At 52.0% G+C, this 12464-nt stretch carries 14 protein-coding genes; 10 read left to right on the top strand and 4 right to left on the bottom strand.

The features are described from left to right. Positions 1-8: 8 nt before the first annotated feature. Genes PW844_RS28455 through hemW form a run of 3 tightly spaced genes read left to right on the top strand, consistent with a single transcriptional unit; the run spans position 9 to position 2309 of the window. Complete coding sequence (locus tag PW844_RS28455) at positions 9-563, top strand: YggT family protein (RefSeq protein ID WP_021186199.1); 555 nt, start codon at positions 9-11, stop codon at positions 561-563. 20 nt (positions 564-583) lie between these two features. Continuing rightward, positions 584-1177 (top strand): XTP/dITP diphosphatase, encoded by a 594-nt coding sequence (locus PW844_RS28450; RefSeq protein WP_208716385.1) that lies wholly within the window; start codon positions 584-586, stop codon positions 1175-1177. After that, entirely contained in the window at positions 1170-2309 is a 1140-nt protein-coding gene (gene hemW, locus PW844_RS28445; RefSeq protein WP_299459930.1) for a radical SAM family heme chaperone HemW, read from the top strand. The genes PW844_RS28450 and hemW overlap by 8 nt, the downstream gene beginning before the upstream one ends. Positions 2310-2339: 30 nt before the next feature. On the opposite strand, the gene PW844_RS28440 is transcribed toward hemW, so the two are convergent. Then, positions 2340-3074: a GntR family transcriptional regulator gene (locus PW844_RS28440; RefSeq protein ID WP_299459927.1), complete on the bottom strand. Its 735-nt coding sequence runs from the start codon at positions 3072-3074 to the stop codon at positions 2340-2342. 477 nt (positions 3075-3551) lie between these two features. Here PW844_RS28440 and tkt point away from each other — a divergent pair, with 477 nt between their 5' ends. The 4 genes from tkt (at position 3552) to PW844_RS28420 (ending at position 7836) form a co-directional block, all read left to right on the top strand. Next, the gene (tkt, locus tag PW844_RS28435; protein ID WP_299459925.1) at positions 3552-5546 is read left to right on the top strand and encodes a transketolase; all 1995 of its coding nucleotides are present in this window, start codon (positions 3552-3554) and stop codon (positions 5544-5546) included. Positions 5547-5579: 33 nt separating this feature from the next. Beyond that, complete coding sequence (locus PW844_RS28430; protein WP_299460482.1) at positions 5580-6041, top strand: PTS sugar transporter subunit IIA; 462 nt, start codon at positions 5580-5582, stop codon at positions 6039-6041. Between the two features lie 46 nt (positions 6042-6087). Next, positions 6088-6360 carry a PTS sugar transporter subunit IIB gene (locus PW844_RS28425; RefSeq protein WP_299459922.1) on the top strand — a complete coding sequence of 91 codons (273 nt, stop codon included), beginning with the start codon at positions 6088-6090 and terminating at the stop codon, positions 6358-6360. Between the two features lie 99 nt (positions 6361-6459). Next, positions 6460-7836 (top strand): PTS ascorbate transporter subunit IIC, encoded by a 1377-nt coding sequence (locus PW844_RS28420; RefSeq protein ID WP_299459919.1) that lies wholly within the window; start codon positions 6460-6462, stop codon positions 7834-7836. Between the two features lie 32 nt (positions 7837-7868). On the opposite strand, the gene PW844_RS28415 is transcribed toward PW844_RS28420, so the two are convergent. The 3 genes from PW844_RS28415 to trmB all read right to left on the bottom strand — a co-directional run bounded on the left by PW844_RS28415 (position 7869) and on the right by trmB (position 9719). Beyond that, positions 7869-8585 (bottom strand): DUF2884 domain-containing protein, encoded by a 717-nt coding sequence (locus tag PW844_RS28415; RefSeq protein WP_299459916.1) that lies wholly within the window; start codon positions 8583-8585, stop codon positions 7869-7871. Between the two features lie 88 nt (positions 8586-8673). Further along, entirely contained in the window at positions 8674-9000 is a 327-nt protein-coding gene (locus tag PW844_RS28410) for a YggL family protein (RefSeq protein WP_299459913.1), read from the bottom strand. Further along, positions 9000-9719 carry a tRNA (guanosine(46)-N7)-methyltransferase TrmB gene (trmB, locus tag PW844_RS28405; RefSeq protein ID WP_299459910.1) on the bottom strand — a complete coding sequence of 240 codons (720 nt, stop codon included), beginning with the start codon at positions 9717-9719 and terminating at the stop codon, positions 9000-9002. The genes PW844_RS28410 and trmB overlap by 1 nt, the downstream gene beginning before the upstream one ends. Before the next feature lie 154 nt (positions 9720-9873). Here trmB and mutY point away from each other — a divergent pair, with 154 nt between their 5' ends. Genes mutY through mltC form a run of 3 tightly spaced genes read left to right on the top strand, consistent with a single transcriptional unit; the run spans position 9874 to position 12362 of the window. After that, positions 9874-10959 carry an A/G-specific adenine glycosylase gene (mutY, locus tag PW844_RS28400; RefSeq protein WP_299459907.1) on the top strand — a complete coding sequence of 362 codons (1086 nt, stop codon included), beginning with the start codon at positions 9874-9876 and terminating at the stop codon, positions 10957-10959. Further along, positions 10959-11231 (top strand): oxidative damage protection protein, encoded by a 273-nt coding sequence (locus PW844_RS28395; RefSeq protein WP_299459904.1) that lies wholly within the window; start codon positions 10959-10961, stop codon positions 11229-11231. Before mutY ends, PW844_RS28395 begins: the two co-directional genes overlap by 1 nt. 51 nt (positions 11232-11282) lie before the next feature. Continuing rightward, positions 11283-12362 carry a membrane-bound lytic murein transglycosylase MltC gene (gene mltC / locus PW844_RS28390; RefSeq protein ID WP_084876607.1) on the top strand — a complete coding sequence of 360 codons (1080 nt, stop codon included), beginning with the start codon at positions 11283-11285 and terminating at the stop codon, positions 12360-12362. Positions 12363-12464: the final 102 nt, after the last annotated feature.

Genomic DNA, 12464 nt, shown 5'->3' with positions numbered 1-12464 from the left:
GGAACCTCATGTTAACAATGACGTTTTTAGTCAAAACGCTGATCGACCTGTACGTGATGGTATTACTGCTGCGTATCTGGATGCAGTGGTCACGCTGTGACTTCTATAATCCGCTGTCGCAGTTTGTCGTGAAGATTACCCAGCCGATCATCAAACCGCTGCGCCGCGTGCTGCCTGCTTTAGGGCCGATTGATACCGCGTCGCTGCTGCTGGCGTTTGTGCTGACCACCCTGAAATACCCGATTCTGCTGTTAATTCAGGTCGGCGTGTTCTCAGTCGATCCCACCAACCTGTTGGTCGGATTGCTGTCGTTGCTGAAGTCTGCCGGTTATCTGGTGTTCTGGGTGATCATCATCCGTTCGCTGATGAGCTGGATCAGCCAGGGCCGTGGTCCGATTGATTATGTATTGATTCAACTGACCGAACCGCTGATGGCACCGATTCGTCGCATTCTGCCAGCGATGGGCGGCATCGATTTTTCTGCCATGATTGTGATTCTGGTGCTGTATGCGCTGAATTTCCTCGGTATGGACCTGTTCCCGGGTCTCTGGTACCTGCTGTAATTCGTTAATCTGGAACTGTTATGCAAAAAGTTGTTCTCGCCACCGGTAATCCGGGCAAAGTTCGTGAACTGGCCGACCTGCTGTCGGCCTTTGGCCTCGATATCGTGGCACAAACCGAGCTGGGCGTGGAGTCAGCGGAAGAAACCGGTCTGACTTTTATCGAAAACGCTATCCTGAAAGCACGCCATGCTGCCCAAATCACCGGCCTGCCCGCGATTGCGGATGACTCCGGTCTGGCGGTAGATGCCCTCGGCGGTGCTCCGGGCATCTACTCCGCGCGCTACGCGGGCCTGGAAGCCAGCGATCAACAGAATCTTGAGAAGCTGCTGGTCGCACTGGAAAACGTCGCGGATGGCGAGCGTCAGGCCCAGTTCCATTGCGTGCTGGTGTATGTACGCCATGCCGCGGATCCTACGCCGCTGGTGTTTCATGGCAGCTGGGCAGGCGAAATCACCCGTGCCGCAGCAGGCCAGGGTGGTTTTGGCTACGATCCGATTTTCTATGTCCCTGAACTGGGCAAAACGGCTGCGGAGCTGAGTAAAGATGAAAAGCGCGCCGTTTCTCACCGTGGCAAAGCATTGACGCTGTTACTGGATGCGATGCGCAATGCCTGATTTACCGCCGTTAAGCCTTTACATCCACATTCCGTGGTGTGTACAGAAGTGCCCCTACTGTGATTTCAACTCTCATGCATTGAAAGGCGAGGTGCCGCACATCGAGTATGTGCAGCACCTGCTGAACGATCTGGAGCAGGATTTGCCGCTCACCAGCGGACGCGAAGTTCGCACCATTTTTATTGGTGGTGGCACCCCCAGTCTGCTGAGCAGCAATGCCATGCAGATGCTGATGGATGGCGTGCGTGCGCGGCTGCCGCTGGCAGCAGACGCAGAAATCACTATGGAAGCCAATCCCGGCACGGTCGAAGCCGATCGTTTCAGCGGCTACCAGCGGGCCGGAATCAACCGTATTTCGATTGGGGTGCAGAGTTTCAGCCCGCAGAAGCTGGAGCGTCTGGGTCGTATTCATGGCCCGGAAGAAGCGAAACGCGCCGCCCATCTCGCCGCCGGGCTTGGCCTGCGCAGCTTTAACCTCGATTTGATGCATGGCCTGCCCGATCAGTCGCTGGAGGAAGCGCTCGACGATTTACGCCAGGCGATTGCGCTTAATCCGCCGCATCTGTCGTGGTATCAGCTGACTATCGAGCCAAATACGCTGTTTGGTTCGCGTCCCCCGGTGCTGCCGGATGATGACGCGCTGTGGGATATCTTCGAACAAGGCCATCAGCTGCTGACGGCGGCCGGTTATCAGCAATATGAAACCTCCGCCTATGCGAAACCTGGCTACCGTTGCGAGCACAACCTCAATTACTGGCGCTTTGGTGATTACCTCGGCATTGGTTGTGGCGCTCACGGCAAGCTGACGCAACCGGATGGCAGTATCCTGCGTACGGTGAAAACCCGCCATCCACGTGGCTTTATGAAGGGCAATTATCTGGATAAGCAGTATCAGGTTGCGGATGCGGATAAACCTTTCGAGTTCTTTATGAACCGTTTCCGTCTGCTGGAAGCAGCGCCGCGTGCTGACTTCCGTCGCTATACCGGGCTGGATGAGGCGATCATCCGTCCGCAGATTGATGCAGCCATTGCGGCCGGATACGTGGTTGAAACGGAGCAACAGTGGCAGATTACGGAAAAAGGCAAGTTGTTCCTTAATTCGCTGCTAGAGTTGTTCTTAGCCGAAGAATAAAAATAGCCCGGATAATTCCGGGCCATTTTATTAATTCCGCTCAGTATTCTGTCTTAATTGCAGCAGATGCGTATTGATTAATGCAATATTCACTTCACAGGGTGAACCATCATCCAGATAGACGGTTTCCGCTATCTCCAGCACTGCATCATTTTCTTTTAATTGCAGAAGATTAATCTGCTCCGGATTGGTCAGGTTAATTGCGTTTAAATGTTGGTCCCTGCGCTGAACCTTCTTGCCCGTAATTTGTTCAATATACGAGTATTTAGATATTTCCAGCTTGCTGAACTCCATGCTGCTAAACATACTTACCGGCAGATGGCACTGTTCCAGTGCGACAGGAATATCATCAAAACACATCAGACGAACAATTTTGTACACCTGGTCGCTGTTTTTAATGCGCAGTGCCTGCGCCATATCCGCTGATGGCACTTTGATGATGCTGGCGGTAATGACTTTTCTGATCCCTTTATAACCCTTTTTCTGCGCCTGATAATCAAAAGGTGACAGGGCGTGAAAGCGGCCAGAATGATTACTTTTCCCAATAGACCCCACGAAAAGGCCAGACCCTTTCACCCGGTAAATGCGCTGCTGCTCAATCAGAATACGGGTTGCTTCCCGCACAGTGGCACGGGTAATGCCGATGTTTTTCGCGATCGCAATTTCGGTATCGAGTTTATCGCCAGGCAGAAGCCCTTCATCTTTAATCTTGCGGAGGATGTAATCGACAACCTCTTTCTGCTTCTCAGTAATGCCATCGACCATCAACGTTGTTCCCGATAAGAGTAGGCTCTGGCTCCGTGAGCCATGAGTGCACATGTATGCCTGAGTTTATTTTCTAAGTGCCAGTCTGACCGCATCAGGATGTGATCGAGTTAACGAATTTGCACTCAATCTCAGGGTGTCCAGCCAGATTTCAATCTTACATATTGTATCTATACACGTCCATGTGCATTATCAAGATGACTAGACACATTAAACATGTCTATACCTGAAAACCAACACCGTTGTGTTGATGAAAAACTTAAGAACAAAATATAACTATATGATTAATATTATTTTTTATTAAAAAAATAGTTCTGCAACAACAAAAACAGAAAACATTACGCGCACAACACCAGGTGCAGTAACCATCAGGTTTCAGGGATAAATGACTGGACACCTTTTGCCACAGAAGCGTTAACGGCCAACAGTAAAGCGTCCGGGTTACTGCATAAAACGGAGCTAAAGCGAGATCAGTTCATGGTAAATAGAGAGTTAGCAAACGCGATTCGATTTCTCAGCATTGATGCGATCCAGAAGGCCAATTCAGGGCATCCTGGTGCCCCGATGGGAATGGCGGATATTGCCGAAGTTGTCTGGCGTCACCATTTACGCCACAACCCCAAAAATCCTCAGTGGTTCAATCGCGACCGTTATGTTCAGTCCAACGGACATGGCTCGATGCTGCTTTATTCCCTGCTGCATCTGACTGGCTATGATCTGTCGATTGAGGACATCCGCCAGTTTCGTCAGCTACATTCCCGCACCCCAGGACATCCTGAATATGGTTATACCCCAGGGGTAGAGACCACCACCGGGCCACTCGGTCAGGGTGTGGCGAATGCAGTCGGCATGGCGATTGCCGAGAAAGCACTGGCGGCTCAGTTCAATAAACCTGATTTTGCCGTTGTCGATCATTATACCTGGCTGTTTTTGGGTGACGGTTGCCTGATGGAAGGGATTTCCCATGAGGCCTGCGGCCTGGCGGGCACCCTGCAACTCGGTAAACTGATCGCCATCTGGGATGACAACGGTATCTCCATTGATGGTCATGTCGAAGGCTGGTTCTCCGAAGATACCGCCGCACGTTTCCGCGCTTACGGCTGGCATGTGATTGAAGGTGTCGATGGGCATAATGCCGCTGCTGTCGATGCGGCGGTACGCGAGGCCAAAGCGGTCACTGACAAACCCAGCCTGTTATGTTGCAAAACCATCATCGGCTTTGGCTCACCGAATAAAGCCAATAGCCACGATTGTCATGGTTCCGCCCTTGGCACCGCAGAAGTCGCGCTGGTGCGTGAAACACTGAACTGGCCTTACGCGCCATTTGAAATTCCCGATTCGATCTACCAGGCCTGGGATGCCCGCGAACAAGGGGCAAAAAATCAACAAGCGTGGGATCAGCTGTTTGCCGCTTATCAACAGCAATGGCCGCAGCTCGCTGATGAATTCACCCGCCGTATGCAGGGTGAACTACCAGCCAACTGGGCTGAGGATATGGATAACTACATCGCGGCGTTACAGGCAACGCCAGCCAGCCTGGCAACCCGTCAGGTCAGCCAGAAGTGCCTGAATCATTTCGCCGATTTATTGCCGGAAATGCTGGGCGGCTCGGCAGACCTGTCACCGTCGAATCTGACCAGACAGCAGCAATCCGTCGATTTCAGCGCTGAAAATCCGGCGGGCAATTACATTTCCTACGGCGTGCGCGAGTTCGGCATGTCCGCCATTATGAATGGCCTGGCCCTGCATGGCGGCTTCATCCCCTACGGCGGCACCTTCCTGATGTTTATGGAATACGCCCGCAATGCGGTGCGTATGGCGGCACTCATGAATATCCGTTCGGTATTCGTGTATAGCCATGACACCATCGGCCTCGGTGAAGATGGCCCTACCCATCAACCGGTTGAACAATTAGCCTCGCTGCGACTGACCCCCAATATGGAAACCTGGCGCGGTTGCGATCAGGTCGAAGTGGCAGTGGCATGGCGTCAGGCGATTGAACGTAAAAACGGACCCAGTGCGTTAATTCTGACCCGGCAACCGCTTGAGCAGCAACCGCGCTCTGCGGCACAACTGGCTGATATTTCGCGCGGCGGATATGTGCTGCTTGATTGCGAGGACAAACCCGAGCTGTTGCTGATTTCATCCGGTTCAGAAATCGAGCTGGTGGTCGCTGCCGCAAAAGTTCTGTTACAGGAAGGTCGCAAGGTACGGGTGGTGTCTATCCCCTGCACCGAACGTTTTGATCAGCAGGATGCGCAATATAAAGAATCGGTACTGCCGCACGACGTACGTAAACGCCTGGCAGTTGAAGCCAGTATTGAGGGATTCTGGCAGCGCTACACCGGTCTGGATGGCAAAGTGATCGGTATGAAATCTTTCGGTGAGTCCGCTCCGGCAAACGTACTTTTCAAACATTTCGGCTTTACGGTAGAAAACGTACTTGAATCCGCCCGTAGCTTACTGAAGTAATCACTGAACACGTATTTAATGCAGGAAAACGATATGTCGAATCTGTCAAAGTGGCTGAATGATGAGAAGATCCAGTACCGGGAAAACGTCTCTGACTGGAAAGAGGCCATTCAGGTAGCAGGACGTCCGCTGCTGGAGGAAGGTGCCATTTCTCAGCAATACATTGATGTCATCATTCAGCAAAAAGAGGACATTGGCCCCTACTTTGTTATCGCCCCGCGGATAGCCATGCCGCATGCTCGTCCAGAGCAGGGAGCGAATAAACTCGGGTTATCCATCGTCAAACTGGCGACGCCCGTCAAATTTGATGCTGATGAAAACGATCCGGTTGATGCTATTTTTTTGTTCTCAGCCGCAGATAGTAATAGTCATATTGAAATGATTTCAGAGCTGGCAGAAGTCCTTTCAGATGAAGACAAGATGAATCAATTCTTCAACTCCCGCAGTAAAGAAGAATTGCGTGCGGTGTTGCTGGCAGACAACATTGTTAATTAAACAAGCATGACGAATATATTTCAGAATAGAAACCAAGAGGTGTGAAATGAAAATTATGGCGGTTTGCGGTTCAGGGCTGGGAAGCAGCTTTATGATGGAGATGAACATTAAAAAAGTGCTGAAAGCCATCGACATCACTGCGGAAGTTGAACATTCCGACCTGGGTTCAGTAACCCCCGACGTTGCGGATGTTTTTGTCATGGGTAAAGACATTGCCTACAGTGCCAATCTTCCTGAAGGCAAGGTTATTATCATCAACAACATCATTGACATTAAAGAGCTTGAGCAGAAAATTCGCGAATATTTTAATAAACCCTGACTCAAACTTTTCTACCCTAAATCATTCAGGTTGCAGCCAGGGAATATGCAACCTGAATGATCACGACTATAAAACAGAACGCTTACCGCTGAGGTTATTATGTTTATCCAAAACCTTTTATTGGTCGTTGTTGACGTGCTGAAAGTGCCCTCAATCCTGGTAGGATTAGTGGCGTTATTTGGTCTCGTCGCACAAAGAAAGCCGTTCCCGGATGTGATTAAAGGTACGGTAAAAACTATTCTGGGCTTTTTAGTGCTGGCAGGTGGTGCGTCGGTGCTGGTCGGTTCACTGACTCCGCTGGGTGACATCTTCAAGCAGGCCTTTGATGTACAGGGTATTATTCCAAACAACGAGGCCATGGTCTCGATTGCGCTGGAAAAATACGGTGCACCGACCACGCTGATCATGGCTTTTGGCATGGTGGCGAATATTGTGGTTGCCCGTTTTACCCGCCTGAAATATATCTACCTTTCCGGCCATGTTACTTTTTATATGGCCTGTATGGTGGCAATTATTCTGTCAGTCGCCGGTTTTGAGGGTGTGCAGCTTATTTACACCGGTTCTCTCGCCCTCGGAATGCTGATGGCGTTTTTCCCGGCGCTGGCCCAGCCGCATATGCGTAAAATTGTGGGTCATGATCAGGTAGCCCTGGCGCATACCGGTACGGTTGGTTATGTGCTGTCAGGCTGGATTGGTTCTCTGGTCGGTAAAGGATCAAAATCCACCGAAGAGATGAACATGCCGAAAAACCTGAGTTTTTTGCGCGACAGCACCATCTCGATTTCTCTGACCATGATGATTATCTACTTTATTTTGTCTGCTTCTGCTGGCAAAGACTATGTGGAAAGTCATTTCAGCCATGGTCAGAACTACCTGGTCTATTCATTCGTACAGGCCATTACCTTCGCTGCCGGTGTATTTATTATTCTGCAGGGTGTGCGGTTAATTCTGGCAGAGATTGTACCGGCGTTTACCGGATTTTCGGAAAAGCTGGTGCCCAATGCCCGTCCGGCACTTGATTGCCCGATTGTTTTTCCCTATGCGCCGAATGCAGTGCTGGTTGGTTTTATCTCCAGCTTTGTCGGTGGCCTGGTCGGATTATTTATCCTTGGCCAGTTGAAATGGGTATTAATTCTGCCGGGCGTTGTACCACACTTTTTCTGCGGGGCTACTGCCGGGGTATTTGGTAACGCCACAGGCGGCAAGCGGGGTGCGATGCTGGGTGCATTTGCCCATGGTGTGCTGATTACCTTCCTGCCGGTTGCGTTATTACCGGTACTGGGTGCACTGGGCTTAACCAATACCACCTTCTCAGATACGGATTTTGGTGTGACAGGGATTCTCCTCGGTAATATGGCCAGATATATGGACAAAGGCACCATTACCATGGTGATTACCGGGATTTTTGCTCTGCTGGTTATTTATAACTTTGCCGCCAGCAATAAGACGGTGGCTAAAGAAGCGAACAACGAATAAAAATAATCAGGGGCTGAAATCAGCCCCTTTTTTTAACCTTTAATTCCCTGCACCAGGCCTTTACGCTGCCCTTCCAGGTCGGTCACGCGATTACACACCTCATGACCAAAATTCTGAAAATCCTTCTCCTGCTTGTTCCATTCGGTTTGAATCGACTGCTGTAAGCCGCCGAGATTACCGACTAAAGCCTGCAACGGGTTATTGCCGCTGCCTGCCTGCTGGCTGCCCATCTCATTCAGGCTGTCCTGCAGGATGCCACCCATGGTGCTCTGGACTAATTTTTCGCCATCGGCGCGCACCTGATCAATTGCCTGATGATGGAACGTCAGACCATCGCTGCGATGTTCGATAATACGATTCATCTGCTGCTTCAGCTGACCATCAAGGGTGGTGAGGCGGTTACGTACGTTGCTGTTCGGGCCGAGTTTTTCGACGATAACCTGGTCCAATGCCACCCGGCTTCTCTCCAGACGCGAGCTGGCACCCTGGTCAATCCACGGCAAATCGCGACGCAGGGCGTTTTGATAGTTGATGGCTTTCTGGCGCGTGGCGTTATCGACACTCACTTTCTGCCCATTGAACTGCACATCACCCTGCGGCGAGATTTCGAGGTTGCCGTTTTCTCCCACCACCTGCACGCTCTGCGGCTTAATAATCACATCATCTTGTGGCTTAACGCTGCATTCATACGCAGCCTGGGCCTGAGTCGCCGCCAGCAACAACGCGGCGAGAAGCGCTTTATGAACCATGAAATCTCCTGCATCCCTGGGTGAACCGTAACGGCACGATACATTGCGCCGTTACAGGATGTGCCGATGAGCACCGTTTATGTGATTATTAGTCCCACCACACATCAAAGAGTTCAGTCACCTGCACATCTGCCAGGCCACGATCCTGTAACCATTTGCGAACCAGCTCACGATGTTCATCGGTGCATTTGCCGGTCTGTTGCAGGCATACCAGCCCTTCCCATACCAGGTAGCCGCTGCCATCGTAGGCCAGACCATTCGGGTCGATCGCTTCGTTGATAAACGCATCCAGCGTGCTATCAATCTGCTCCTCGCTGGTGCCTTCAGCAAAACGCCAGGCGACGGAGAAACCCAGTTCCTGAAACTCATCAATATGCAACTTCTTACGTAAACGACGACTGCGCTGTGTGGCCATTATTTCACCCTCTCAAACATCAGATCCCAAACGCCATGGCCCAGTCGCTGCCCGCGTTGCTCAAATTTAGTTAACGGACGCGTTTCCGGACGCGGCACGTAATCATGACTGGCTGACTGGTTGTGATAACCATCAATGCTGCTCATCACTTCCAGCATGTGCTGTGCATAGGCTTCCCAGTCGGTTGCCATATGGAAAACGCCCCCCAGCTTCAGCTTACGCATCACCAGTTCGGCAAACGGCACCTGGACGATACGACGCTTGTTGTGACGCACTTTATGCCAGGGATCCGGGAAGAACAGCTGCACCATGCGCAGCGAATTATCCGGGATCATCTTCTCCAGCACTTCCACCGCGTCGTGACACATCACGCGCAGGTTTTCCACGCCCGCTTCTTTCGCTGAACCCAGGCAGGCACCGACACCCGGCGCATGCACTTCAATACCGAGAAAGTTCTGGTGTGGGTTATTTTTCGCCATCGTGACTAACGATGCCCCCATACCAAAGCCAATCTCCAGTACCACGGGTGCTTCGCGTCCGAAGAGCCCGGTCAAATCCAGCGGCTCCGGCTGATACTCGACGCCCATCTCCGGCCAGTATTGATCGAGCGCCAGCTGCTGTCCTTTGGTTAAGCGCCCCTGGCGGCGCACAAAACTGCGGATACGGCGTAATGGCCGTCCGTTCTCATCAAATTCTGGGGTGATGACGTCATTAATCATGTCAAAGCCTGCTGATTAGCCTGTTCAGGGAAACGCGCATTATGCAAAGTTCAATAGCAGAAGCAAGCCTTTGCAATCTTCCGGTTTACACCCTGATCTCTCTGTGCTGGAATTCCTGCCTGATTGTAGAGTAACCATGGAAAATTGCCTTCTTATGATGCAAGCGCCGCAATTCGCGCAACAGGTGCTGGATTGGTATCAGCGCTTTGGCCGCAAAACCCTGCCCTGGCAGCAGGAGAAAACGCCCTATAAAGTCTGGCTCTCTGAAGTAATGCTTCAGCAGACTCAGGTTGCCACCGTTATTCCTTATTTTGAACGCTTTATGGCGCGTTTTCCCACCGTAACCGATTTGGCGGCCGCACCGCTGGATGAGGTGCTGCACCTGTGGACCGGCCTTGGCTACTATGCACGCGCGCGCAATCTGCATAAAGCGGCAAAACAAGTGGTGGATAAACATGGTGGCGAATTCCCGCGTAATTTTGATGACGTAGCGGCGCTGCCTGGCGTCGGGCGTTCAACCGCGGGTGCCATCCTGTCTTTATCGCTCGGCCAGCATTTCCCGATCCTCGATGGCAACGTAAAACGCGTGCTGGCACGCTGTTACGCCGTCGCGGGCTGGCCCGGTAAAAAAGATGTTGAGAAGCGTCTGTGGCAACTGAGTGAAGAGGTTACGCCTGCGCAGGGCGTCAGCCAGTTTAATCAGGCAATGATGGATCTTGGCGCGTTAGTCTGTACCCGCTCGCGTCCCAAATGTGAAATCTGCCCGCTAAATAGCGGTTGCGTCGCTTATGCTAACAACAGCTGGGCCAGCTATCCCGGTAAAAAGCCGAAACAAACGCTGCCAGAACGCAGTGGCTGGTTCCTGATGATGCAACATGGTGACGATGTCTGGCTGGAACAGCGCCCACCGGTGGGCCTGTGGGGCGGCCTGTTCTGTTTCCCGCAATTCACCACTGAGCAGGCAATGATCGACTGGCTGGCAGAGCGTGGCATCCACGCCCGACCGCAACAGCTCACCGCGTTTCGTCACACCTTCAGCCATTTCCATCTGGATATTGTGCCTATGTGGCTGGCATGGCCTTCGTCCGGGTCGCTGATGGATGAAGCAGGCGGTCTCTGGTATAACTTAGCGCAACCACCGTCAGTGGGTCTGGCTGCGCCGGTCGAGCGCCTGTTGCATGAACTGCGACACCCCCAGCAACTGGCACTGCATAAGCGAGTGACCGAAGAGGAAGAGTAATGAGCCGCACCATTTTTTGTACTTATCTGCAACGTGACGCTGAAGGTCAGGACTTTCAGCTTTATCCTGGCGAGCTGGGTAAGCGCATCTACAACGAGATCTCGAAAGAAGCCTGGCAGCAATGGATGTCGAAGCAAACCATGCTGATCAACGAGAAAAAGCTCAACATGATGAACCCGGGCGACCGCAAAGTGCTGGAACAGGAGATGGTGAATTTCCTGTTTGAAGGCAAAGATGTGCACATTGAAGGTTACACACCGCCGGAAAAATAAACTTTCAGGGCCTCACCTTGAGGCCCTTTTCAGGTCAGGCTCGCATTAACAATGAATAAAAAATTGATCGCCATGCTGGCAATCGCACCGCTGTTGGTTTCCTGCGCCGGACACAAACAAGGGCAATATCACGAAGAGTGGGTCAAGGACACCAACGGTTTCGACATCCTGATGGGGCAGTTCGCCCACAACATCGAAAATATCTGGGGAATCAATGAGGTTCTGATCGCCGGACCGAAAGATTACGTCAAATATAGCGATAATTATTACACCCGCAGCCACATCAACTTTGATAGCGGTAGCATCACCATTGAAACCATTTCCGGCACCGATCCGATGGCGAGCCTGCGTCAGGCGATCATCACCACGCTGCTGATTGGCGAGGATCCGGGTAATGTCGACCTCTATTCAGATGCCAACGATATTCAGATCAGTAAAGAACCGCTGCTTTATGGCCAGGTGCTGGACAATACCGGACAACCGATTCGCTGGCAGGGCCGTGCCGCTAACTTTGCTGACTACCTGATTCAGAACAAGTTGCAGAAACGTACGTCGGGCCTGCATGTTATCTGGTCGGTGACCATTCCGATGGTGCCGAACCACCTCGACAAACGTGCGCATAAATACCTGCCGATGGTGCGTAAAGCCGCCGAACAGTATGGCGTTGATGCCTCACTGATTCTGGCGATTATGCAGATTGAATCGAGCTTCAACCCCTATGCGGTCAGTAACTCGGATGCGCTGGGGCTGATGCAGGTGGTTCAGCATACGGCGGGGGTCGATGTCTATCGTATGAAAGGGAAATGGGGCCAGCCGAGCCGGAGCTATCTGCTGGATCCGGAAAACAACATCGATGCGGGTACGGCCTATTTGTCGCTGTTGCAGAACACCTATCTGGGCGGGATTCAGGACCCGGTATCACGACGTTATGCGGTGATTACCGCTTATAACGGCGGTGCTGGTAGCGTGCTGCGCGTGTTCTCCAGTGATAAAGATCGCGCGTTTGCCACCATTAACAGCATGTCGCCGAGCCAGGTATATCAGACACTGACTAACGACCATCCTTCCGCAGAATCACGCCGATATCTGTACAAGGTGAACAACGCCCAGCGCAGTTATCACCGGTATTAAAGCACTGTAGCGGCGCGATTTATCGCGCAATTCCGGGCACCATGCCAGAAAAATCCGCGCGATAAATCGCGCCGCTACACAGAACGACAGAAGCGGCCATCA

It is taken from the genome of Pantoea sp. (genome assembly GCF_028283705.1).
GTDB lineage: Bacteria > Pseudomonadota > Gammaproteobacteria > Enterobacterales > Enterobacteriaceae > Pantoea.
Note: the sequence above shows the minus strand (reverse complement) of the source record. Positions and strands in the feature narration are given on the sequence as shown.

Coding starts and splice junctions, on each gene's coding strand:
- hemW (WP_299459930.1), top strand. CDS start 1,170: ATGCCTGATTTACCGCCGTTAAGCCTTTACATCCACATTCCGTGGTGT.
- PW844_RS28455 (WP_021186199.1), top strand. CDS start 9: ATGTTAACAATGACGTTTTTAGTCAAAACGCTGATCGACCTGTACGTG.
- PW844_RS28440 (WP_299459927.1), bottom strand. CDS start 3,074: ATGGTCGATGGCATTACTGAGAAGCAGAAAGAGGTTGTCGATTACATC.
- PW844_RS28395 (WP_299459904.1), top strand. CDS start 10,959: ATGAGCCGCACCATTTTTTGTACTTATCTGCAACGTGACGCTGAAGGT.
- trmB (WP_299459910.1), bottom strand. CDS start 9,719: ATGATTAATGACGTCATCACCCCAGAATTTGATGAGAACGGACGGCCA.
- PW844_RS28420 (WP_299459919.1), top strand. CDS start 6,460: ATGTTTATCCAAAACCTTTTATTGGTCGTTGTTGACGTGCTGAAAGTG.
- PW844_RS28450 (WP_208716385.1), top strand. CDS start 584: ATGCAAAAAGTTGTTCTCGCCACCGGTAATCCGGGCAAAGTTCGTGAA.
- tkt (WP_299459925.1), top strand. CDS start 3,552: ATGGTAAATAGAGAGTTAGCAAACGCGATTCGATTTCTCAGCATTGAT.
- PW844_RS28415 (WP_299459916.1), bottom strand. CDS start 8,585: ATGGTTCATAAAGCGCTTCTCGCCGCGTTGTTGCTGGCGGCGACTCAG.
- mltC (WP_084876607.1), top strand. CDS start 11,283: ATGAATAAAAAATTGATCGCCATGCTGGCAATCGCACCGCTGTTGGTT.
- PW844_RS28410 (WP_299459913.1), bottom strand. CDS start 9,000: ATGGCCACACAGCGCAGTCGTCGTTTACGTAAGAAGTTGCATATTGAT.
- PW844_RS28430 (WP_299460482.1), top strand. CDS start 5,580: ATGTCGAATCTGTCAAAGTGGCTGAATGATGAGAAGATCCAGTACCGG.
- mutY (WP_299459907.1), top strand. CDS start 9,874: ATGATGCAAGCGCCGCAATTCGCGCAACAGGTGCTGGATTGGTATCAG.
- PW844_RS28425 (WP_299459922.1), top strand. CDS start 6,088: ATGAAAATTATGGCGGTTTGCGGTTCAGGGCTGGGAAGCAGCTTTATG.